General features: G+C 64.3%; 19 protein-coding genes. 10 read left to right on the forward strand and 9 right to left on the reverse strand.

All coding sequences use genetic code 11. The features are described 5' to 3' along the window. Positions 1-32: 32 nt before the first annotated feature. Positions 33-662, reverse strand: a complete 630-nt coding sequence (thiE, locus tag AAHM40_RS18770; RefSeq protein ID WP_342245988.1) for a thiamine phosphate synthase — start codon at positions 660-662, stop codon at positions 33-35. Further along, positions 659-1,456 carry a hydroxymethylpyrimidine/phosphomethylpyrimidine kinase gene (locus AAHM40_RS18775; protein ID WP_280284726.1) on the reverse strand — a complete coding sequence of 266 codons (798 nt, stop codon included), beginning with the start codon at positions 1,454-1,456 and terminating at the stop codon, positions 659-661. Before AAHM40_RS18775 ends, thiE begins: the two co-directional genes overlap by 4 nt. A gap of 252 nt (positions 1,457-1,708) precedes the next feature. Between AAHM40_RS18775 and AAHM40_RS18780 the strand changes: the two genes are divergently transcribed. The 4 genes from AAHM40_RS18780 (at position 1,709) to amn (ending at position 8,127) form a co-directional block, all read left to right on the forward strand. Then, positions 1,709-4,105 carry a hybrid sensor histidine kinase/response regulator gene (locus AAHM40_RS18780; RefSeq protein ID WP_342245989.1) on the forward strand — a complete coding sequence of 799 codons (2,397 nt, stop codon included), beginning with the start codon at positions 1,709-1,711 and terminating at the stop codon, positions 4,103-4,105. A gap of 121 nt (positions 4,106-4,226) precedes the next feature. Next, positions 4,227-4,880: a TetR/AcrR family transcriptional regulator gene (locus AAHM40_RS18785; protein ID WP_342245990.1), complete on the forward strand. Its 654-nt coding sequence runs from the start codon at positions 4,227-4,229 to the stop codon at positions 4,878-4,880. Continuing rightward, positions 4,877-6,526, forward strand: coding sequence for an acyl-CoA dehydrogenase family protein (locus tag AAHM40_RS18790; RefSeq protein ID WP_342245991.1), 1,650 nt, complete (start codon positions 4,877-4,879; stop codon positions 6,524-6,526). The genes AAHM40_RS18785 and AAHM40_RS18790 overlap by 4 nt, the downstream gene beginning before the upstream one ends. 119 nt (positions 6,527-6,645) lie before the next feature. Beyond that, the gene (gene amn / locus AAHM40_RS18795) at positions 6,646-8,127 is read left to right on the forward strand and encodes an AMP nucleosidase (protein ID WP_280284730.1); all 1,482 of its coding nucleotides are present in this window, start codon (positions 6,646-6,648) and stop codon (positions 8,125-8,127) included. Positions 8,128-8,211: 84 nt separating this feature from the next. On the opposite strand, the gene AAHM40_RS18800 is transcribed toward amn, so the two are convergent. After that, a complete protein-coding gene (locus AAHM40_RS18800) occupies positions 8,212-9,258 on the reverse strand; it encodes an MBL fold metallo-hydrolase (RefSeq protein WP_342245992.1) in 1,047 nt (348 codons plus the stop codon). A 144-nt stretch (positions 9,259-9,402) separates the two neighbouring features. Here AAHM40_RS18800 and AAHM40_RS18805 point away from each other — a divergent pair, with 144 nt between their 5' ends. Further along, the gene (locus AAHM40_RS18805; RefSeq protein ID WP_342246035.1) at positions 9,403-9,969 is read left to right on the forward strand and encodes a pseudouridine synthase; all 567 of its coding nucleotides are present in this window, start codon (positions 9,403-9,405) and stop codon (positions 9,967-9,969) included. 46 nt (positions 9,970-10,015) lie between these two features. Here the strand turns inward: AAHM40_RS18805 and AAHM40_RS18810 are convergent, their stop codons facing one another. The 6 genes from AAHM40_RS18810 to AAHM40_RS18835 all read right to left on the reverse strand — a co-directional run bounded on the left by AAHM40_RS18810 (position 10,016) and on the right by AAHM40_RS18835 (position 13,505). Continuing rightward, positions 10,016-10,219: a DUF2788 domain-containing protein gene (locus tag AAHM40_RS18810; RefSeq protein ID WP_342245993.1), complete on the reverse strand. Its 204-nt coding sequence runs from the start codon at positions 10,217-10,219 to the stop codon at positions 10,016-10,018. A gap of 175 nt (positions 10,220-10,394) precedes the next feature. Next, complete coding sequence (locus AAHM40_RS18815; RefSeq protein ID WP_028629708.1) at positions 10,395-10,874, reverse strand: Lrp/AsnC family transcriptional regulator; 480 nt, start codon at positions 10,872-10,874, stop codon at positions 10,395-10,397. A gap of 337 nt (positions 10,875-11,211) precedes the next feature. Beyond that, a complete protein-coding gene (locus tag AAHM40_RS18820) occupies positions 11,212-11,631 on the reverse strand; it encodes an MAPEG family protein (protein WP_342246036.1) in 420 nt (139 codons plus the stop codon). A gap of 65 nt (positions 11,632-11,696) precedes the next feature. Next, positions 11,697-12,584, reverse strand: a complete 888-nt coding sequence (locus tag AAHM40_RS18825; protein WP_342245994.1) for a cation diffusion facilitator family transporter — start codon at positions 12,582-12,584, stop codon at positions 11,697-11,699. Further along, a complete protein-coding gene (locus AAHM40_RS18830) occupies positions 12,581-13,084 on the reverse strand; it encodes a DinB family protein (protein ID WP_342245995.1) in 504 nt (167 codons plus the stop codon). Before AAHM40_RS18830 ends, AAHM40_RS18825 begins: the two co-directional genes overlap by 4 nt. A gap of 1 nt (position 13,085) precedes the next feature. Next, entirely contained in the window at positions 13,086-13,505 is a 420-nt protein-coding gene (locus AAHM40_RS18835; protein WP_342245996.1) for a polyribonucleotide nucleotidyltransferase, read from the reverse strand. 127 nt (positions 13,506-13,632) lie between these two features. Here AAHM40_RS18835 and hrpB point away from each other — a divergent pair, with 127 nt between their 5' ends. From hrpB to AAHM40_RS18860, 5 genes are all read left to right on the forward strand, one after another. Further along, on the forward strand, positions 13,633-16,155 hold the full coding sequence (gene hrpB / locus AAHM40_RS18840; RefSeq protein WP_342245997.1) for an ATP-dependent helicase HrpB: 2,523 nt from the start codon (positions 13,633-13,635) through the stop codon (positions 16,153-16,155). A 398-nt stretch (positions 16,156-16,553) separates the two neighbouring features. After that, on the forward strand, positions 16,554-18,041 hold the full coding sequence (locus AAHM40_RS18845; RefSeq protein WP_342245998.1) for a glycosyltransferase: 1,488 nt from the start codon (positions 16,554-16,556) through the stop codon (positions 18,039-18,041). Then, entirely contained in the window at positions 18,038-19,579 is a 1,542-nt protein-coding gene (locus tag AAHM40_RS18850) for a glycosyltransferase (RefSeq protein ID WP_342245999.1), read from the forward strand. The genes AAHM40_RS18845 and AAHM40_RS18850 overlap by 4 nt, the downstream gene beginning before the upstream one ends. Before the next feature lie 110 nt (positions 19,580-19,689). Next, positions 19,690-20,451 carry a class I SAM-dependent methyltransferase gene (locus tag AAHM40_RS18855; RefSeq protein ID WP_342246000.1) on the forward strand — a complete coding sequence of 254 codons (762 nt, stop codon included), beginning with the start codon at positions 19,690-19,692 and terminating at the stop codon, positions 20,449-20,451. 114 nt (positions 20,452-20,565) lie between these two features. After that, entirely contained in the window at positions 20,566-21,390 is an 825-nt protein-coding gene (locus AAHM40_RS18860; RefSeq protein WP_342246001.1) for a class I SAM-dependent methyltransferase, read from the forward strand. Positions 21,391-21,394: the final 4 nt, after the last annotated feature.

Consider the following 21,394-nt stretch of genomic DNA (forward strand, 5'->3'; position numbering starts at 1 on the left):
GGGCAGGACTCTCTTTACAAGCGAATTCGGGTTCAGGCGGCGTCGAACAGGGCGCTGAAGGTGTGGGCGCGGCGTTCTACTTCAGCTGCAGAATCAGCGCCGAACAACGCGTGGACCACCGCTACCATGCTGGCGCCGCGGGCGATCAGTTCGGGAGCGTTATCCAGGGTCACGCCGCCGATGGCGACAATCGGCAACTGGAAGCGCTGCTTTGCCTGGTCCAGCAGGTCCAGGGTGGCAGCCGGTGCGCCCGGTTTGGTCTGGGAATTGTAGAAGCGGCCGAAGGCGATATAGCTGGCGCCTTCCTTGATCGCTGCGGCCGCCAGGTCGAGGCTGGCGTGGCAGGTGCCGCCGATGATGGCCTGGCGGCCGAGCAGGGCTCGGGCTGCGGCCAGGGAACCGTCGCCCTGGCCCAGGTGCAGGCCGACGCCCAGGCGTGCGGCCAGTTCAGCGTCATCATTGATGATCAATTGGGCACCGTAGCGAGTGCACAGTTCGCCCAGTGCCTCGGCCTCGCGCAGGCGGCGGGCGTCGTCAGTGGATTTGTCGCGATACTGCAGCAATTTGGCGCCACCCTTCAGTGCGGCCTCGACATAGGGAAGCAGCTTGCCGCCGGCCAGCAACTGGCTGTCGGTAATGGCGTAGAGACCGCGCAGTTTCATTGGCAGAAGTCCAGCGGCAAGCGGCGCGGCACGTACTGGCCATGGCCGGGTTGTTCGGCGTCACGCAGGGTGCGCCAGGTGTAGTCGAGCGCGGTGCGCACGGCGCTGGACAGTTCCTCGCCCAGGGCCAGGCGGCCGGACAGGGCGCTGGCCAGGGTGCAACCCGAGCCGTGGTAGCTGCCGGGCAGGCGCTGGCAGGTGAAGGTGTGGCGCTGACCGTCCTGGGTGTAGAGGCGGTTATGCACTTCGGTCTCGTCGCCGTGGCCGCCGGTGATCAGCAGGTTGCGGCAGAAGGGCAGGAGCTTCTCCGCGCATTCGTCCGGAGTGCCTTCCGGCAGTTCGGCGAGGATGCGCGCTTCCGGCAGGTTCGGGGTGGCGATGGCGGCCACCGGCAGCAGGCGTTCGCGGATCGCGTAGCCCACCTCGTCCTTGCCCAGTGCACCGCCGCCTCCGGCGCGCAACACCGGGTCGCAGACCAGCGGAATGCCCGGCAGCGACTGCATGATTTCCAACACGGTTTCGACCATCTGCACCGAGCCGAGCATCCCCAGCTTGACGGCGGCTACCGGCAGGTCGGCGATCACGGCATGGGCCTGGGCCAGCACCCATTCGCGATCCAGAACGCGGAAGTCGGAAACGTTGACGGTGTCCTGCACGGTCAGGGCGGTCACCGCCGGAGCGGCGTGGCAGCCTTGTGCGATCAGGGCTTCGATGTCCGCCTGGAGGCCGGCGCCACCACTGGGGTCGTGGCCGGAAAGGCAGAGGACTACGGGGCGAGAGTTGGTCGTTTTCATGGTCGGCGAGCTTACCATTAAACACCTCGCCGAGCCGCACCGGCGGCGCTTTGCCTCAGGGGTGTTCGGGGTGGCATTGTCCTTCGACCTGTAAGGCCCGGAATAGAGCTGTTTTGGCATGATGGCAATGTGCAGCTTTCAGCCGCTCTGCGCTGTGCTAGAGTGCTGTTTTCGAACAACCTGGCCCCGGGTGGCGCGCCGAATAAGGAGGCGGGGCTCCCGGACGCGGTCAAGAGGCCATTGCGGGGCTGCATGCGTACCCTCCTTTTCCTATCTCTTTGCCTGCTCGCGGGGCTGGCCAATGCCGTGGAGTTCGACGAACAGCTGCGCAGTCTTCCGCTGGGCAAGCACATGGACGTGTTCGAAGACGTTCGTGGCGATGCCGAGATCGACGACATCACGTCCCCAGCCCTGGCCAGTAGCTTCCGTCGCAATGACAAGTCTGTGCTCAATGCCGGTTACTCTCGCTCAGTCTTCTGGCTGCGGGTCGACCTGAACTACCGCCCGCTCGACCGAGGCGGCCAGCAGGACTGGCTGCTGGAACTGGCTTACCCGCCGCTGGACCACCTCGACCTCTACCTGCCTGATGGCCAGGGTGGTTATCGCCTCGCCCAGCGCACCGGCGATGCGTTGCCGTTCGACAGCCGTCAAATCAAGCAGAACAACTACGTCTTCAGCATCAGCCTGCAACCCAATCAGATCAAGCGCATCTATCTGCGACTGCAGAGCGAGGGCTCCATCCAGGCGCCGCTGACGCTCTGGTCGCAGAAAGCCTTCCTCGAGGAACAGCCGGAACGCATTTATGTGCTCGGCATCATTTATGGCGTGCTGCTGGTGATGCTGTTCTACAACCTCTTCATCTTCCTCAGCGTCCGCGACACCAGCTACCTCTACTACATCCTCTATATCGGTTCCTTCGGGCTCTACCAGATTTCGGTCAATGGCGCGGGCATTCAGTACTTCTGGCCGGACAACCCCTGGTGGGCGAATGCGGCGACGCCTTTCCTGATCGGTTCGGCTGCACTGTTCGGCTGCCAGTTCTCTCGTAGTTTCCTGCACACCGCCGACCACAGCCCCTGGATGGACCGCGCTCTGCTGGGCCTGATGGCCCTGGGCGGACTGGCAATGGTCTTGGCGTTGACCGCCAGCTACGGCCTGGCCCTGCGCCTGGCCACCTCCCTGGCGCTGATCTTCACGGTGGTGATTTTCTCCGCCGGTGTGCTGGCCTGGCTGCGGGGGATGCGCGTAGCGCGCTATTTCATCATTGCCTGGAGCGCCTTCCTCCTTGGTGGTGCCATCAACACCCTGATGGTGCTGGGCTACCTGCCGAACGTCTTCTTGACCATGTACGCCAGCCAGATCGGCTCGGCACTGGAAGTGGGGCTGCTGTCCCTGGCCCTGGCCGATCGTATCAACGCCATGAAGGAAGAGCGTGCGCGCATCCTCCTGGACGCCGGCCGCAAGCTGGAAACGCTTAACCAGGAACTGGCCAACAGCAACCGCCTGAAAGACGAGTTCCTCGCCACCGTCACCCATGAGCTGCGCACGCCGATGAACGGTGTCATCGGTTCCCTCGAGCTGATGCAAACCCTGCCGCTGGACGATGAACTGGAGCAGTATCAGCGCACCGCCTCCGGTTCAGCGCGGGACATGATGCGGTTGGTCAACGACATTCTCGCCATGACCGAGCTGCAGGCCGGCAAGCTTTACCCGCGGCGCGAGCCCTTCAGCCTGCGGGGGCTGGTTGACAGCTTGCGGGTGCAGTACGGCCCCCGCGCCGAGGAAAAGGGGCTGGTGTTCGAGCTGAAGCTCGACCAGAAGCTGCCGGACACTCTCGAAGGTGACGCCGGCAAACTGGCCCAGGCGCTGGGCTACCTGCTGGATAACGCCATCAAGTTCACCAATCAAGGCCGCGTCGGCCTCAAGGTCAGCGGCGAGGAACCGGCCAACGGCAGTCTGGCGTTGCGCATCGAGGTCACCGACACCGGCATTGGCTTTGCGACTCCACCGGATGGTCTGATCTATCGGCGCTTCTACCAGCTCGACGGTTCCATGACCCGCGAGTACGGCGGCCTCGGCATCGGCCTTGCGCTCAGTCAGCAACTGGTGGCGTTGCTCGGTGGCAAACTTTCCCATCAATCCCAACCCGGTCGTGGCAGCACCTTCAGCCTGGACCTGAGCCTGGCATTGCCGGCCCAGGCCCTGGTCGTGCCGGCGCGTCGTCCCGGTGGTCAGCCACAACGCCGACCGGAGCAATGCACCGTGCTGGTGGTGGAAGACAACGCCATCAACCAGTTGGTGACCCGCGGCATGCTGCTCAAGCTCGGTTACCGCGTGCGCACTGCGGACAACGGCGCCGAGGCCCTCGAACAGATCCGTCGCGAGCCCATCGACGCCGTATTGATGGACTGCCAGATGCCGGTGATGGATGGGTTCGCTACCTGTCGCGCCCTGCGCGCCATGCCTGGCTGCGCCGATCTGCCAGTGCTGGCCATAACCGCGCACAGTCATAGCGGTGACCGAGAACGGTGCCTGGCGGCAGGTATGAGCGACTACATGGCCAAGCCGGTGAAGTTCGAGGAGCTGCGCACCCTGCTCAACGACTGGCTGCTGTGCAAGCCGGCCGTGGCTGCCAGGTCGTTGAGCTGATCGCTCCAGCAGGCGTATCGCTCTGCGTGGCGGCGCATATGTCACCAAACGCGGCATTTCTCCCGCTTTCTGCAAGGTCTGAATCCTGATTCACTGAAAGAAGTGAATCAGGATTCAGACCATGGCCTATCGCACCACCGCTTCCCGACTCGACCGTGATCAGGCGCTGCGCACCCGCATTCTCGCGTGTGCCCACGCACGGGTGGTGGAAGGCGGCTTCGCCGCGCTGACCATGCAGGCCCTGGCCGAGGACGCCGGCATCGCCACCGGGAGTCTCTATCGCCATTTCGGCAACAAGGGCGAGCTGGCGGCGGAGGTGTTCGCCAAGGCCAGCCAACTGGAAGTCGACAGCCTGGCCGAGGTGCTGCGTGGCGAAGGACCGGCTGCCGAGCGCCTGGACAGAGGGCTGCGCCAGTTCGCTGCGCGCGCCTGGCACAGCCAGCGGCTGGCCTTTGCCCTGATCGCGGAACCGGTCGACCCCGAGGTGGACGAACAGCGTCTGCTCTACCGCGAGGCCTACGCCGAACTGTTCAGCCAACTGTTGGCGGAAGGTCAGGCGCGTGGTGAGTTCCAGGTGCCCTCCATATCCCTGACAGCAGCCTGCCTGGTCGGCGCTATCGCCGAGTCCCTGGTCGGCCCGCTGTCGCCTCCGGCCCGCGCCCTGCGCGAGTCCGGTCATGCGTCGGACGACCTCGAGGCCGTCTGCACCACTCTCGTCACTTTCTGCCTGCGCGCCCTGGGCGCCAGTCCATCTGCCCCTGGAGACTTGCGATGAGCCTGCACGAGTTCGCTGAAACCCATGAAGTTTTCAACCAGGTGCCGCCACTGGATGGCGCCAACCTTTATCGCGTCGACCTCCCGCTACAGGAGTGGGTGCGTCATTACCAGGGTGGTTGGGCTGAACAGCGCCTGGATACTTATGGCGCCTTGGCCGGCGGCTCACTGATGGTGGCGGGTTTTCTCGCCAATGAGAACAAGCCGGTGTTCAAGAGCCATGACCGCTATGGCCACCGCGTCGACCTGGTGGAGTTCCACCCGGCTTACCACGAGCTGATGCGCGCTGCCATCGAGCACGGTATTCCTTCCATGCCCTGGACCGATCCGCGTGCCGGTTCCCAGGTCGCCCGCGCCGGGATGAGCTACCTGCACAGCCAGGCCGAAGCCGGCACCGGCTGCCCGCTGACCATGACCTTCGCCAGCGTGCCCGCGCTGCGTCTGCAGGCGAACATCGCCGAGAAGTGGTTGCCGAAGATACTGTCCACCGAGTACGACCCGCGCAACCTGCCCATCGAGCAGAAGACCGGCGCCACCATCGGCATGGCGATGACCGAGAAGCAAGGCGGTACCGATGTCCGTGCCAATACCACCCGCGCCCACCCGGTGGGCATCCCGGGGCCGGGCCAGGCCTACGAACTGGTAGGGCACAAGTGGTTCTGCTCGGCGCCCATGTGCGACGCATTCCTTACCCTGGCCTACACCGACAAGGGGCTGTCCTGCTTCCTGCTGCCGCGTCACCGTCCAGACGGCAGCCGCAACGAATTCTACATCCAGCGTCTGAAGAACAAACTGGGCAACTGGTCCAACGCCTCCAGCGAGGTCGAGTACCGTGGCGCCCTGGCCTGGATGGTGGGTGAAGAGGGGCGTGGCGTCCCGACCATCATCGAGATGGTGGCCCTGACGCGCTTCGACTGCATGATCGGTTCCAGTGCCCTGATGCGTCAGGCGTTGACCCAGGCCGCCCACCACTGCGCCTACCGCAAGGTCGGTGGACGCGTGCTGGCTGAGCAGCCACTGATGCAGAACGTGTTGGCCGATCTCGCGCTCGAAAGCGAAGCCGCATTGGCCCTGACCATGCGCATGGGCCGCGCCCTGGACAACGCCCACGACGAACAGGAAGACAAGTTCGCCCGCCTGGTGACCGCCGTGGGAAAATACTGGATCTGCAAACGTGCCCCCGCGATGATCAACGAAGCCGCCGAATGCCTGGGGGGCGCGGGCTATGTGGAAGACACCATCCTGCCGCGCCTCTACCGCGAAGCACCGGTCAACTCCACCTGGGAAGGCTCCGGCAACGTGCAGTGCCTGGACGTACTGCGTGCCCTGTCCAAGGAGCCCGGTGTGCTCGACGTGCTGTTCGCCGAGTTGGGCGACGGCCACGGCGATGCGCGACTCGCGTCCTTCATCGGCAACCTCAAGAAGGGCTTCGCTGATACCGGCGATATTCAGTACCGCGCCCGCCAGCTCACCGAAGACGTTGCCGTAGCGCTGCAGGCCAAGCTGCTGCTGGAGGCCGGCAACGCCACTGTCGCCGACGCCTTCATCGGCAGCCGCCTGAACGGTTACGGCCGCGTCTATGGCACGCTGCCGCGCGGCGCCGACGTGGAGGCCCTGGTGGCCCGGGCTACACCGCATCTGGCTTGATCCCAAGGTTCCTCCACTCGCCTTGTGGCGGGTGGAGTGAGCGGCGAGGCAACCTGCCGAATCGTTCTATGCCTTTATCTGTCCAAGCAGGCAAGATAGGTCCAGAGCGAATTGAAAGGATGCCGACCGTGAGCCTCGAACCGAACGATTTTGTGATTGCCGAAACCGCCGAGGAAGCTGTTGATCGCCTCGCCGAGCTGCACAGGCAGGCTACCGGAGCCCTCAGTCAGGCGCTGAAGCGCTATATCAAGGAACGCATCGAGCCGGATGCCGAGCAGCGCGCGCTGTTCCGCTACCCGCTGCTGCGCATCACCTACCGCTGCCAGGGCGAAGTGCCCTCCACCACTCGCGCGTACGCCAAGATCCAGGTGCCGGGCAACTACTGCGTTACCGTTACCCACCCGGACGCCTTCCGTAAGTATTTGCTGGAGCAGTTGCGGCCGTTGATGCATGACTTCACCGTGCAGGTGGAAGTGGGTATCAGCCAGCAGAACATCCCGTATCCCTACGTGGTGGAGCAGGGCGACGAACTGGCCGGTTCCGGGGTGACCGCCGCCGAACTGGCGCGCGTGTTCCCCAGTACCGATCTTTCCGCCGCCACCGATGGCGTGGCTGATGGCCTTTACGATTGGGAAAACGCCGACCCGCTGCCCCTGGCGCTGTTTGACGCCGCGCGCGTGGATTTCTCCCTGCGCCGCCTGGTGCATTACACCGGCAGCGACTGGCGCCACGTGCAGCCGTGGATTTTGCTGACCAACTATCACCGCTACGTCGACCAGTTCATTCGACACGGCATCGATCAACTGCACGAAGACCCGCGCTTCGTGCGCATGGTGCTGCCGGGCAACGTGGTGGTGGAACGCGGTATGGACGAAGGCGAGATGCAGGCCATCGTCGACGGTGTGGTCTGGCACCGTTACCAGATGCCGGCTTACCACCTGATCGCAGCCGATGGACATGGTGTCACCCTGGTGAACATCGGCGTCGGGCCGTCCAATGCCAAGAACATCACTGACCACCTGGCCGTGCTGCGCCCGCACTGCTGGCTGATGATCGGCCACTGTGGCGGCCTGCGGCAGTCGCAGACCATTGGCGACTACGTGCTGGCCCACGCCTACATGCGCCGCGACGGCATACTCGATCGAGTGCTGCCGCCGAATATCCCGCTGCCGGCCCTGGCCGAAGTGCAGCAGGCATTGCAGGAGGCCGCGGCGCAGGTCACCGGTGAGCGTGGCGAAGACCTCAAGCGCCGCCTGCGCACCGGTACCGTGCTCACTTATGACGACCGCAACTGGGAGCTGCGTTGGGCCCAGGAACGACCGCTGATCAACCTGTCGCGGGCGGTAGCGGTGGATATGGAAAGCGGCACGATTGCGGCCCAGGGCTACCGTCTGCGGGTGCCCTACGGCACCTTGCTGTGTGTCTCCGATAAGCCGCTGCACAGCGAGATCAAGCTGCCCGGATCGGCCAGTGCCTTCTACCAGCGCGCCGTCAGCCAGCACCTGCGCATTGGCATTGCAGCCCTCGACCTGCTGCGTACTCAACTGAACGCATTGCACTCGCGCAAGCTGCGCAGCTTTGATGAGCCGCCATTCCGCTGATCGACGTGGCGTCCTGATCGTCCAGGGCGCGATTTCATTCGCGAAACGAACGAAGAAGGGCCGCGCAGTGCGGCCCTTCTTCATTCAATCGTTCAAGGCTGGAATCAACCACTGATAGCCCGGAGTCGGCACACGGAAGACAGTGGCGTCCACCTGCCAGTCGGCAAGTGCCTTGGTCAGGTCGCGGGGCGGAGCGAATTGACCTTCGTCGGTGAGGTTGAAGGTGCCGAAGTGGATGGCCAGGCTGCACCCGGACTCCAGCTGCTTGTGGGCTTGCACGGCGTCGTCCGGGTTCATGTGGTTGTCGCGCATGAACCAGCGCGGCGCGTAGGCTCCGATGGGCAGGGCGGAAAAACGCATCGGCCCGAAGCGTTCGCGGATCAGGCGAAACTCCGGTCCCAGGCCGGTATCCCCGGGGAACAGGAAGGGGCCGTCCGGCGACTCGATCACGAAACCCATCCACAGCGTCTCGTTGGTATCGCTGCGGGTTCGCGCCGACCAGTGCTGTACCGGCACCGCATGCAGTTTGAGGCCGCCCGCCAGCGGCAGTTCCTGCCACCAGTCCAGTTCGGTGACCTGCTTGAAGCCGGCTTCACGAATCAACACCCCGTTGCCCAGCCCACTGACCACGGTGGCCAGAGGGAAGCGCTCGACCAGCGCGCGCAGGCTTTCCAGGTCCAGGTGGTCGTAATGGTTGTGACTGACCAGGATCAGGTCGATGGGCGGTAGCTGGTCCAGTTGCAGGCCTGGCGGGTGATGGCGCCTGGGGCCGACGAAGCTGAAGGGGCTGACCCGCTGGGACCAGACCGGGTCGGTGAGGATGTTCAACCCGCGATGCTGGATCAGCAGAGTGGCGTGGTTGATGTAGGTGACCCGCAGCTCGTCGCCCTCAACCCGGATCGGCACCTCGGGTGGGATGGCCGGGCCGGGCTGGTCGAGCCAGTCCGCCTGCTTCTCGCGGCTGAACTGCCAACGCAGGAAGGCGCGCAAGTCCTTGTGTGGCTTGGGTTCCAGGTTCCGAAAGCGCTGGCCGTCGAAGTTGTCCGAGGCCCGGCCACGATAGGGTGAGCGGTGATAGCCCGCGAGGGTCATCAAGTTGATCAGCCAGATAGGACGCAGGGCACGCGACATGGCGTTCTCTCTTGCGGCAGGGACGCACTCAACCTAGCATGCCTCTCCCATTCCCAGACCGCCAACCCGTTTCCAGGCATGTCGCGTCCAACTCGCCCCCCTCGTCCCGCTTCCCGTCGCCCCAATCCCGCTGCTCCCCGTCGCGTGGCCAAGGCGCCGCCGGCCGAACTGCGCCTGGTGCTGTTCAACAAGCCCTTCGACGTGCTGACCCAGTTCAGCGACGGGGAGGGCCGCGCGACGCTCAAGGACTACATCCCCATCCCCGGTATTTATCCCGCCGGGCGGCTGGACCGTGACAGCGAGGGACTGCTGCTGTTGACCAATGACGGCCGCTTGCAGGCGCGCATCGCCGACCCGAAGCATAAACTGCCGAAGACCTACTGGGTGCAGGTGGAAGGTGAGCCCAGCGAAGAGCAGCTCCGGCAATTGCGCGAGGGCGTGGAGTTGAACGACGGGCCGACCCTGCCGGCTGAAGCACGGCGGATCGAAGAACCGCAGCTATGGGAGCGCAACCCGCCTGTGCGTTTTCGCAAGAGCGTGCCCACTGCCTGGCTGGAACTGGTGATTCGTGAAGGGCGCAACCGCCAGGTCAGGCGCATGACCGCAGCGGTAGGGCTGCCTACCTTGCGCCTGGTACGAGTACGAATAGGCCCCTGGAGCCTCGATGGGCTGGGGCTGGGGGAATACAAAGAGGTGCCGGCCCAACTCTGACTGGCTTGCTGAGCCCGCCTTGGCTGACGGGCTCGGGTGCTGCGACTCAGATACCTTCCAGGCCGCCAATTACCAGCGTCTTGATGACGAAGCCCAGCACGCCCAGGCCGAGGGCAAGGAACAGGATCATGGTGCCGAAGCGTCCGGCCCTGGACTTCTTGGCCAGGTCCCAGACGATGAAGGCCATGAAGGCCACCAGGCCGGCGATCATCACCGTCATCATCAATTCTTCGAATTTCTCCGGGCTCATCTCACACCTCGTGGACTGAATACAGGCTGCACCCGCACAGCCGAAGGGCCAGGCGGAAGGCGGGGCGGTGCGCTTGTGATTCTGTGAGCCGGAGGGCTCTTATGAGGCGGGGCCACGCGGGGGTACAGCAAAGCGCGAGGATTATACGCCAAGCCATCTGCCGCGCGAGGGCCGTTCAGCCGCGCAGATGGCCCAGGGGGAGTTCCGTGCTGCTCAGTACCTGGTTGAGCACAAAGCTCGAGCGGACGCTGGTCACCCCTTCGATTCGGGTCAGTTGCCCGAGCAGGAACTGTTGGTAGTGGTCCATGTCCGGCACCACTACCTTCAGCTGGTAGTCCGCCTCCATACCGGTGACCAGGCTGCACTCCAGCACCTCGGGACATTGGCTGATCACCTCCTGGAAGTGCTCGAAGCGCTCCGGTGTGTGCCGGTCCATTCCGATCAGTACGTAGGCGGTGAGGCTGAGACCCAGCTTCTTGCGGTCCAGCAAGGCGACCTGGCGCACGATATAGCCGTCATCCTCCAGTTGCTTGACCCGTCGCGAGCAGGGCGAAGGGGACAGCCCGATGCGCTCAGCCAGCTCCTGATTGGAGATGCGCGCGTCGCGCTGCAGTTCGGCGAGGATCTTGAGGTCGTAGCGATCGAGCTTTTCCATTGCGGCCGCCATAATTTGATTAGATTGCTATATATATTGCAGTTTTAGTGATTAATTGCGCAATAGATAGTTCGGTGAGCAATATTCGCAATCATTCGTCGCGCGCCTGGACGTAAGATTTCTCTCAGTTTCACGGCCCGGACAGCAAGTCCACCCGACCCGCCCAATCAGGTGCGTCGGCGCCGCCGATCCAACCGGATCGAGCAGGCCCCCGGGTCCGCGCTGCCCAATCAGGCAGGCGATGAAAGCGGCGACACAATCGCCAGCACAGGACGAATTTCCCGAAGGGGGCCCGCAGTATGGGGCCCCCTTTTTTCTTGCGAGTATGAAGCGGTTGTCAGGCCAAGCCTGCCAGCTTCAGCAGCCACCAGGCCAGGATCGCGACCTGAACGAAGAAGCCGGCAAACCTCAACCAGACGAAAAGCGCGCTGGTGCCGATCAGGTGCATGCAGCTCTGGAACAGCCGGGCGCCGAGAAGCAGGCCCGCGAGCGGGTCGGTGATTGCGGTTTGCCCGGCAGCGATAACGTAGAGCAGTACGGCTGCCTGCATCGGCAGGTTTTCCAGTGCATTGGCATGGGCGCGTACCAGGCGCTGGCCGAAAGCTCCGGGGGTATTGCTGCCGTCAGCGGCAAAGGCGTTGACCTTCATCCGCCCAGCCAGCACCAGCAAACCGCGCTGGTTCACCATCAGGAAAACCAGCAGCAGGCTCCAGGCCACCAACCCGAGCAGGACAGCGGCGGATAGGGAGAGGGACAGGGGCATTGCAGACTCCTCGTTCTTGTTATGGGAAGAGGCAGTCTAGGGTTTTTAGAGTAATTGCTCTAGTCGTGCTTCACCACTTCGCAGGGGTCGGCATGCACCAGCACTTCGGCGCGAGGATACTGCGCTGTGATGGCATCCGCGGCCGCTTCGCAGAGAACATGGGCACGGGAAAGCGTCAGCTCCCCCGGAAGCTCCAGGTGAAGTTGCACGTACCAGTGGTTGCCGGAAATCCGCGTGCGCAGGTCGTGTGCGCCAAGCACGCCGGGGACGGCGCACGCCAGCCGGTGCATGTCGGCGCTGATCGCCGGCGTCAGTTCCTCGTCCATCAACACCGAAATCGATTCCCGCGCGATGCTGATGGCACTCCAGAGGATGTAGCCGGCGATACCCAGGCCGAACAGCGCATCAGCCTGTTGCCACCCCAGGTTGGCCAGCACCAGGGCGAGAAGAATCCCGCCGTTGAGCAGCAGGTCGGAGCGGTAGTGGAGGGAGTCGGCGCGGACGGCGGTGGAGCCGGTAGCGCGGATCACACTGCGTTGCAAAAGGAGCAGTGCGGCGGTGAGGGCCAGTGACAGGATCATCACGCCGATACCGAGCATTTCCGCCTCGAGCGGCTGCGGGTCATTGAGGCGTTCGTAGGCCTGGGCCGCCACCAGCACGGAACTGACGCTGATGAATAGCGCTTGTGCCAGCCCCGCCAGGGCTTCGGCCTTGCCGTGACCGTAGCGATGGTCGTCATCAGCAGGTTTCAGGGCGTAGTGCACCGCCAGCAGGTTGAGCAGGGAGGCTGCGCTATCCATCAGCGAATCGGTCAGGCCGGCGAGCAGGCTGACCGAGCCGCTCATGACCCAGGCGATGGCCTTGGCTATGACGAGGATGATGGCGACGGCGAGGGAGGCTCGAGTGGCCAGGCGCAGCAATTGCGCGTGCCGGCGGGGTGAGGTCATGCCGACTCCGGCTTGAAATAGATGAAGTCCATGGCTGGCATTTCCAGGCCCATGGCCGAAATCGCGGCGGAGGCCTGGCCGCGGTGGTGAGTACCGTGGTTGACCAGGTGGGTGACGATATCTGCCAGAGAGCGGCGCTGGGGATCGCCGCGCATATTGCGGTAGTTCAGTGGACGCAGCAGGGCGTTGCCCTCCAGTCCGGCCAGCTGCGCCTGCCAGGCGTGCACGCCCGCCGCCAGGCAAGCGGCAAGTTCGTCGCGCCCGGTAGCGACTTCCACGTCCAGGCGATCATAGGGCGGTGGCTCCTGGCGTACCCGGGCCAGCCAGATGCGATCCACTGCCGCCAGATGGTTCAGGGTCCCGTGCAGGCTGCCGAAGAACAACCCGCACGGCGCGCGGAAGGCCGCATCATCCACGGGGCGCAGGCTCTCCAGCAGGCGCTGGTAAGCCCAGCCGTGGTAGGCCAGCAGATGCTGGAAGTGCCTGGCCAGCGCGTCCATTTCAGGCGGCTGGGCGTAAGCCCAGGGCGGCCAGTTGCTGTAGGTTGCCGCTGCGCTGAAGCAATTGCGGGTTGTCCAGCGGCAGGTCATGGCCGGTTTCGCGGGCGATGATCGATTTCAGGCGTACCGGGTCGACCTTGCCGTCGGCGGTAATGGCCTCCTGGAGCTTCTCGGGGGCGACCTGCGCATTCTGGCCCTCGGGCAGGTAGATGGCCCCGGTGGCGAAGTCGACGGCGAAGGCGATCAGGCCAGGGATCACGTAGAAGAGAATGCCGATGGCATCCATGGCTGCTACGGCCGGGTCGATCTTGCCTTCGATCTGGCCGCGACGATCCGGGTAGAACAAGGTGCCACAGGCGGTGAGCTGGGTGAGCAGGGCGGCGGCGACGGCGCCGCCGATCCAACGGGAAGCAATGCGCATAAGCATCTCCTGGTCGAAAGATCGCAACTATATCAAGGCTGTTGTTGCAAAACTGCCTGACATGGCTAAGACCCCGGCAAGGAACTGGCAGTTCGCCGGTATACTTTCGCGCCAGTCTGGAGCGCCCATGAATCCGTTACCCATCGATGCCGTCCTGCCCGCCTTGCGCGCCGCCCTGCAATCTCGCAACGAAGCCGTGCTGGAGGCGCCGCCCGGGGCCGGCAAGACCACACGCGTGCCGCTGGCGTTGCTGGACGAGCCCTGGCTGGCCGGACAGAGCATCCTGATGCTGGAACCCCGCCGCCTGGCTGCCCGCGCCGCTGCTGAGCGCCTGGCGAGCGAGCAGGGTGAGACGGTGGGCGAAACCGTTGGCTACCGCATCCGCATGGAATCCAAGGTCGGCCCGCGCACCCGTATCGAGGTGGTCACCGAGGGCATCCTTGCGCGCCGCCTGCAGGACGACCCGGCGCTGGAAGGCGTCGGCCTGGTGATCTTCGACGAGTTCCACGAGCGCAGCCTCGATGCAGACCTGGCCCTGGCGCTTTGCCTGAACGGACGCGCCCTGCTGCGCGACGATCCGCCGCTGAAGGTGCTGCTGATGTCCGCCACCCTGGAAGGCGAGCGTCTGTCGCGTCTATTGGATGAGGCTCCGGTGGTGCGCAGCGAAGGCCGCATGTTTCCGGTGGAGCAGCGCTGGGGCCGGCCGAGCCAGCCCGGTGAGGCGCTGGAGCCCAGGGTGGTGCAGACCGTGCTCCAGGCCCTGGCCGACGAGTCCGGCAGCCTGCTCGTGTTCCTCCCCGGTCAGGCGGAGATCCGTCGCGTCGCCGAGCAATTGGCAGAGCGTCTCGACGGTCGCCCCGACATCCTGCTCTGCCCGCTTCACGGCGAGCTGGACCTGGCGGCCCAGCGCGCCGCCATCGAGCCAGCCCCGGCGGGCAGGCGCAAGGTGGTGCTGGCCACCAACATTGCCGAAACCAGCCTGACCATCGATGGTGTGCGCGTCGTGGTGGATGCCGGCTTTGAGCGGGTGCCGCGTTTCGACCCGGCCAGCGGCATGACCCGCCTGGACACCCAGCGCATCTCCCGCGCCTCGGCCACCCAGCGCGCCGGCCGTGCGGGACGCCTGCAGTCGGGTGCCTGCTATCGCCTCTGGTCCGAGGCCCAGCACGAACAACTGGCCGCCCACGGCAGCGCGGAAATCCTCCAGGCCGACCTCGCAAGCCTGGCGCTGCAACTGGCGCGCTGGGGTGTCGGGGACCCCAATGAACTGGCCTGGCTCGATCCGCCGCCCAGTGCCGCCTATGCCCAGGGACGTGATCTGCTGCAACGCCTCGGCGCTCTGGCTGAGGACGGCAGCCTGACCCGCCACGGCCAGGCCATGGCCGAGCTGCCTGCCCATCCGCGCATTGCCCACCTGCTGCTGCGTGGCCAAGCCCTGGGGCTTGGCGCCCTGGCCTGTGACCTTGCGGCGTTGCTGGGCGAACGCGACATCCTGCGGGGCGGCGGTGCTGATCTCCATAGCCGCCTTGCCCTGCTGGCTGGCGGCGATCGGGCCGCACGCGCTGCCCGCGGCGGCGTGCAGCGAGCTCGCCAACTGGCGCGGCAGTTCCGCTCCTACCTGCGTGGCCCGGCCAGCGATCCGGTGGCTGATCCGGATCACCCGCGCTGGCTTGGCTGCCTGCTGGCCTTCGCCTACCCCGACCGTATCGCCCAGCAACGCCGCGCGGGCGGTTCCGACTACCGCCTGGCCAATGGCCGCGCGGCGACCTTCGGTGAACCAGACGCACTGATGAAGGAACCCTGGCTTGTGATTGCCGACCTCGGCAGCCGTCAGGGCCAGCGCGAGGAACGCATCTATCTCGCTGCCGACCTCGACCCGGAGCTGTTCGACGGCCCCTTGGCCGAGCAGGTGAGCCGCCACGACCTGCTGGACTGGGACGAGCGCGAAGGCGTGCTGCGGGCAGAAAGGCAGATCAGAGTCGGCGAACTGGTACTGGCCCGTGAGGCCTTGGCCGCGCTGGACGAGGAAGCCCGTTCGCGGGCGCTGCTCGGCCTGGTGCGACGCAAGGGGCTTGAGCTGTTGCCCTGGACCCCGGAGCTGCGCCAGTGGCAGGCGCGTGTAGCGCTGCTGCGCCGCCTCGACCTTGCCGACAAGGGCAGCAGCGAGTGGCCTGACCTCTCCGACGGCGCCCTGTTGACCCGTCTGGAAGACTGGCTGCAGCCCTGGCTGGGCAAAGTCAGCCGCCTCAGCCACTTTGCCAACCTCGACCTTGCCGGCATCCTTCAGAGCCTGCTGCCCTGGCCGCTACCGCAACACCTCGACGAACAGGCGCCACGTACCCTGGAGGTACCTTCCGGTTCACGCATCCGAGTGGACTACAGCGATGAGATGCCGGTGCTGGCCGTGCGATTGCAAGAGCTGTTTGGCCTTGCTGATACCCCCCGCATCGCCGGTGGCCGCCAGGTCGTCAAATTGCACCTGCTTTCTCCGGCTCAGCGCCCAGTGCAGGTGACCCAGGATCTGGCCAGCTTCTGGCGCAACACCTACACGGACGTGAAAAAGGACCTCAAGGGGCGCTACCCCAAGCACTACTGGCCGGATGATCCTCTGGTAGCTGAACCGACCGCTCGGGCAAAACCGAGGAAGTGAGTCGCGTTTGCTGCTTGGCAGCTGCAGTGGGCTATCCGGCCCATGGAATAGCGTCAGGCTTGGAAGGTGCTGGTTTCAGAGGCGCCTGATTCACTGCGCCAGTGCGTATCGGAACTAGCTGATTTATCTGCAATTCCGGTTGGTGAAATGGGTCGAGCCAGGAGCGATTCCAGTTCGCAGGCGGTACTTGCAAGTCACACTTTGGGCGCGCACTGGTGTGCCGGTTTCTTAATTCCGGCTGCTGCCACTTCCTGCTATCACACGACTATTCAGTCAGCTGTTTGGCCCTTGCCAGAGCGGTCAAGAACTGTTGGTATGCGCAGCTATTCCCTATGACAGGTCATTCACAGGCCTGAACAACAATAAGAGTGGCGCAGGACGGATTCTGCGGAAGTACTATGAATACGCTCATTCTCGTCGGTTCCAAGATTAATCAGGAAAACATCCAGCGTTCGCTTGGCAAGCCTGAATACAGCTACTTCTTCCTGATGAAGGAGTTCATTCCGGCACTCCAGCGATTGGGCACTGTCGTCGAGGTCAAGAACCTGGACGATGTCGACGCCCTCTACGACCTGCACAGTGCTCAGGGACGCAAGGTCATCTTCCTCAGCTTCAGCCCGCCTCAGCAGACGCCATTGGGCCTGCGCTGCCCAACCGTGCCGGTATTCGCCTGGGAGTTCGATAGCATTCCCGACATGCCCTGGGAGGGCGACCCGCGTAATGACTGGCACTACGTATTCGAGCGTATCCAGGGTTGCATCGCCACCAGCAGCGAGGCCGCTGATCTGGTCCGTGCGGCGACGCAGGGCCGGTTGCCGGTCCTCGCCGCCCCCGCCCCGGTATGGGAGCGTTTCGGCGAGCACGAGTGTCACCAGGGCCTGTTGCCTCTACAAAGTCCTCGCCATTTCTCTTTTTCCGGTGTGATCATCGACAGTCCAATCCTCGGCCTGAGTGCTGACGGACTGGTGCGCAAGATGGAACCGGCCGCTGCTCCCGAACCGGTTGTCGAGGCTGTGGCGCAACCGGAGATCGAGCAGGTTTCCGAACCGGCGGTGGTATCGCGCTGGGCGGAATACCGTCGCATCAGTCGGGCCTTGTTTTCAGACTGGTGGCTGGAGTTCACCGGGCGACCCAGGAAGGTCGAGGAGCCCGTGGCGGTCGCAGAGCCGCTTCCCGTGGCTGTCACGGCCACCAACCTGCAGGTCGAGGGCGTGGTCTATACGACCGTGCTCAATCCGGCAGACGGCCGCAAGAACTGGATCGACCTGATCACCGCCTTTTGCTGGGCCTTCCGCGACGAGCCTGGCGCCACGCTGGTGGTGAAGATGACGCACCACAACCTGGAGCATTACCGGGTGGTGCTGATGACCTTGCTCTCGCGCCTGGCGCCTTTCTCTTGTCGTGTGGTGGTGCTCCACGGCTTTCTGGAGGATGACCAGTACCGCCAGTTGGTTGACGCCAGCGACTATTACGTTAACGCCTCGTCCTGCGAGGGGCTGTGTCTTCCTTTGATGGAGTTTCTCTGCGCCGGCAAACCTGCCCTGGCGCCGCGACATACGGCAATGGCGGATTATCTGGACTCGAGTTTGGCCTTCCTCGTGCGGGGAGCGCTGGAGCCCACCTGCTGGCCGCATGACCCGACCGGGATGCTCTCCACCCACCGCTATCGCCTTGATTGGCAGTCCTTGATGGAGGCCTTCCGGGCCAGCTATGCCCTGGCCAGGGACGACGCCCGCGATTACCAGAAGCTTTCCGCGGCAGCGTTGAGGCGAATGAAAGCGTTCTGCGCCTTCGCGCCAGTGACCGATGCGCTCGGCGCGTTCTTCGAGCAGGTGGTCGATCACTCGCGTAGCGTCGAAACCCGAGTCCGGAGCGTAGCCAGATGAGACTCCTGGTTTATTCCGAAGTTGGCGCGGCGCAGATCGCCAGCAGCCTGGGGCTTCCCGACTACAGCTATTACTTCGTGCTGAAGGAGTTCCTTCCGGTGCTCCAGGAACTGGGCGAGGTCATTGTGGTGGAGCGGCCCTTGAGCGAGGTCGATCCGCTCTATGACGAGGCTTGCGCACACAACGAGATCTGCCTTTTTCTTAGCTTCACGCCTCCGCACAAGACCCCGGCGGGACTGCGTTGCCCAACCATCCCGGTCTTCGCCTGGGAGTTCGACTCCATTCCGAACCAGTCCTGGCTCGACGATGAACGGCAGAACTGGGCAACCGTGATTGCCGAATGTGGACAGGCCATCACCCATTCGCAATTGACCGTGCAGGCGGCCCGCGCAGAGCTGGGCGAGGACTTCCCGGTGGTGTCGATTCCAGCGCCCGTTTGGGACCGATATGCCGATATCCGTGATGCCGCGCAGGCGCAGCACATGGAGAGCCGCATCCATGTGCGCTCGGGTGTGTTGATGGATAGCCACGACCTGTCTCTTACACCCTATATCCCCAATGTCGACGCTGTGGCCAGGGCCGTCGCCAGCGTCCGGGATCGTGAGCGCGCGGCTCGTCCGCAGGAGGCCCCCGTGCCGTCTGTCGTGCCCTTAGCTGCTCCGCAATCGCGTGTGCGCATCACAATGCGCTATCTGGTCGAGTGGTACCGCCTGGTCTTTCTTGACCTTCTGCGGCCTTCGCGAGGCGTTCCAGCGGTACGAGTCGAGCCTGAGAAAGTGGAAGTACCACTGGAGCCGACCAACCCGGTAGAGCCGGGCGGACTGCCCGAGGTTCCCGGCGAGGTTGCCGAAATGCCCGTATGGTCGCCGGCCGAGTACAGCCTGCAACTCAGCGGCGTGGTGTTCACGGCGGTTTTCAACCCCTATGACGGCCGCAAGAATTGGGTCGACATGCTAACTGCGTTCTGTAGCGCGTTTCGTGATACCCCCGATGCCACGCTGCTGTTCAAGCTCGGACACCGTGACTATCAATCGGCCATGAACGACATGCTGATGTGCATGGCCCGGATGCCAGCGTTCAGGTGCCGCGTCGTGCTGCTGCACGGATTCCTTGATCGCGCTGATTACGATCAGTTGGTCCGTTCGACCGCGTTTGTCATCAACGCTTCTCACGGCGAAGGGCAGTGCTTGCCGCTGATGGAGTTTCTCAGTTGCGGCAAGCCCGCGGTGGCGCCGCAGCATTCGGCGATGGCGGATTACATTGACGATCAGGTGGCCTTCGTCGTTGATACCTGGCTGGACGCAACCGCCTGGCCGCATGATCCTCGCCTGGCCTACCGTACCCTTCGCCACCAGATTGATTGGTCCTCCCTGGTGAAGGCCTATCGCGATGCATACCGTTGCTACATCGATACTCCCGAGCGATACCAGCGCATGGCCGCCACGGCCATCGAGCGCATGCATGCGCACTGTTCCCGAACGACTGCCAAGGAACGGCTGCTGGCGTTCTTCAATAGCCGCGCGGAGGCCTGCGCATGAGTCTGTTCAGATCCTGGCTGCGAAAACTGGGACGGCGACTCGTTGGGCCTGATCCGTTGCCCACCGATGAGCGGGTCCGCTCCCTGGATTGTGGGTTGGTGGATGCGGTCATGGCCGGCTGGTTCCAGAACCACAGCAATGAATTGTTCCGCGGCTTTCCGATCAGCCCCGACGACGTGGTGCTGGATGTGGGCTGTGGCGCTGGCGGCGCCTCTCTGTTCTGTGCTCGACGCGGTGCCCACGTGATCTTCACCGACTCCGACGCAGGCAAGATTGCGGCCTTGGAAGAACGAGTCAGAGACAGCGGCGCGCGCAAGGTCGAGGGCTGGGTTTCCGACAGTCTGCCGCTGCCGGTGGCGGATGGACAGGCTAGCCGGATCGTGGCGCTGGAGATGCTAGAGCATGTAGAGCAGCCGGGTGCGATCCTGCGCGAGCTGTTCCGTGTCGGCCAGCCGGGCGCGCTGTACTTCCTTTCGGTTCCGGCGCAGGTGAGCGAAGAGTTGCAGCGCCCGTTGGCGCCCGCTGCGCATTTTCAGGCACCGAACCACATCAACGTGTTCTCCGAGGCAGCATTCGCTCAGTTGGTGACTGACGCCGGGTTGGTGATCGAATCCCGACATTCCTACGGTTTCTACTGGACGCTGTGGATGATGCTCTACTGGACGCTTGCCCGCGCGGAGGGGCGTTCCTTCGAGGGCGCCACACACGACCAACTGGCACCGCCGCACCATGCGCTGCTCGATGACTGGGCAACCCTATGGCATCGCGTGATCCATCTGCCCGGCGGCGATGTGCTGCGCGAAGGACTCGACCGGACGCTGCCCAAGACCCAGATCATCCTGGCACGCAAGCCGCTCGACGCTTGCCCATGAACGCAGCCCGAGCCGGAAGGACGATGCATGGAGAGCGCCGCTGGCGCGTACTCCTGATGGCGGATGGCCTGCGCGCCGTTCGCTCAACTCGAAAGCAGTTATCCAGGAGCTGAGATGCTGGAGATCCTCAAGCGCTTGTCAGGACGTGCGGCGGCCCCCGTGGCGGAGCCCGTCCCCCCCGCCAATGCCGACAACGTCGACTTATCCACGCTTGCCGATACCTCGCTGAGCGGGTGGTTCCGCCAGGAGAGCAACGAGCTGTTCGAAGGCTTCCCGATCTGTGCGGAAGATTCTGTGCTGGACATCGGTTGCGGCGATGGTCCCTTCGTACAGTTCTGTGCCCAGCGTGGGGCTGAGGTGATCTTTGCCGATATCGACGCTGATAAGGTCGCTGCGGTGGAGCGCGCGCTCCAAGGTTCTCCAGCGCGCGCGATGACGCCGCTAGTCACTGATGCCAATCCGATCCCGCTACCCGATGGGCGCGTCAGCAAGATCGTCGCGATGGAGGTGCTTGAACATGTCGAAGATCCCCGCCAGTTCATGAGCGAATTGGTGCGGGTCGGCCGTCCCGGCGCGCAGTACCTGATCACGGTTCCCGATCCGCTGGGCGAGAGTGTCCAGAAAGACCTGGCCCCGCCTGCCTACTTCGAGCACCCGAATCACATCCGGGTATTCCAGCGGGATGAGTTCGAGCGCCTGATCGAGGAAGCCGGCCTGGTGATCGAGCGCAAGGCCCAGTACGGATTCTACTGGTCGGTCTGGTGGTTCTTCTTCTGGGCCTGCAAGCAGGACCTGTCGCCGCCCTGGCACCCGCTGCTGGATAGCTGGACCCGCACTTGGAACATGCTGCTGTCGATGGAGGACGGTCCCCGTATCAAACAAGCGCTTGATCGCGCCATGCCCAAGAGCCAAGCGATCATCGCCCGCAAGCCGGTCTGACAGG

This window comes from Pseudomonas sp. OTU5201, assembly GCF_038440135.1.
GTDB classification, from domain to species: Bacteria; Pseudomonadota; Gammaproteobacteria; order Pseudomonadales; family Pseudomonadaceae; genus Metapseudomonas; species Metapseudomonas resinovorans.

Excerpts from the sequence above, each read along its gene's own strand:
- AAHM40_RS18830 (WP_342245995.1), bottom strand. The coding sequence starts at position 13,084 with ATGGACGCGCTGGCCAGGCACTTCCAGCATCTGCTGGCCTACCACGGC.
- amn (WP_280284730.1), top strand. The coding sequence starts at position 6,646 with ATGCCGACCGTGAGCCTCGAACCGAACGATTTTGTGATTGCCGAAACC.
- hrpB (WP_342245997.1), top strand. The coding sequence starts at position 13,633 with ATGAATCCGTTACCCATCGATGCCGTCCTGCCCGCCTTGCGCGCCGCC.
- AAHM40_RS18845 (WP_342245998.1), top strand. The coding sequence starts at position 16,554 with ATGAATACGCTCATTCTCGTCGGTTCCAAGATTAATCAGGAAAACATC.
- AAHM40_RS18835 (WP_342245996.1), bottom strand. The coding sequence starts at position 13,505 with ATGCGCATTGCTTCCCGTTGGATCGGCGGCGCCGTCGCCGCCGCCCTG.
- AAHM40_RS18855 (WP_342246000.1), top strand. The coding sequence starts at position 19,690 with ATGGCCGGCTGGTTCCAGAACCACAGCAATGAATTGTTCCGCGGCTTT.
- AAHM40_RS18815 (WP_028629708.1), bottom strand. The coding sequence starts at position 10,874 with ATGGAAAAGCTCGATCGCTACGACCTCAAGATCCTCGCCGAACTGCAG.
- AAHM40_RS18825 (WP_342245994.1), bottom strand. The coding sequence starts at position 12,584 with ATGACCTCACCCCGCCGGCACGCGCAATTGCTGCGCCTGGCCACTCGA.
- AAHM40_RS18785 (WP_342245990.1), top strand. The coding sequence starts at position 4,227 with ATGGCCTATCGCACCACCGCTTCCCGACTCGACCGTGATCAGGCGCTG.
- AAHM40_RS18790 (WP_342245991.1), top strand. The coding sequence starts at position 4,877 with ATGAGCCTGCACGAGTTCGCTGAAACCCATGAAGTTTTCAACCAGGTG.
- AAHM40_RS18810 (WP_342245993.1), bottom strand. The coding sequence starts at position 10,219 with ATGAGCCCGGAGAAATTCGAAGAATTGATGATGACGGTGATGATCGCC.
- AAHM40_RS18775 (WP_280284726.1), bottom strand. The coding sequence starts at position 1,456 with ATGAAAACGACCAACTCTCGCCCCGTAGTCCTCTGCCTTTCCGGCCAC.
- thiE (WP_342245988.1), bottom strand. The coding sequence starts at position 662 with ATGAAACTGCGCGGTCTCTACGCCATTACCGACAGCCAGTTGCTGGCC.
- AAHM40_RS18800 (WP_342245992.1), bottom strand. The coding sequence starts at position 9,258 with ATGTCGCGTGCCCTGCGTCCTATCTGGCTGATCAACTTGATGACCCTC.
- AAHM40_RS18850 (WP_342245999.1), top strand. The coding sequence starts at position 18,038 with ATGAGACTCCTGGTTTATTCCGAAGTTGGCGCGGCGCAGATCGCCAGC.
- AAHM40_RS18780 (WP_342245989.1), top strand. The coding sequence starts at position 1,709 with ATGCGTACCCTCCTTTTCCTATCTCTTTGCCTGCTCGCGGGGCTGGCC.
- AAHM40_RS18860 (WP_342246001.1), top strand. The coding sequence starts at position 20,566 with ATGCTGGAGATCCTCAAGCGCTTGTCAGGACGTGCGGCGGCCCCCGTG.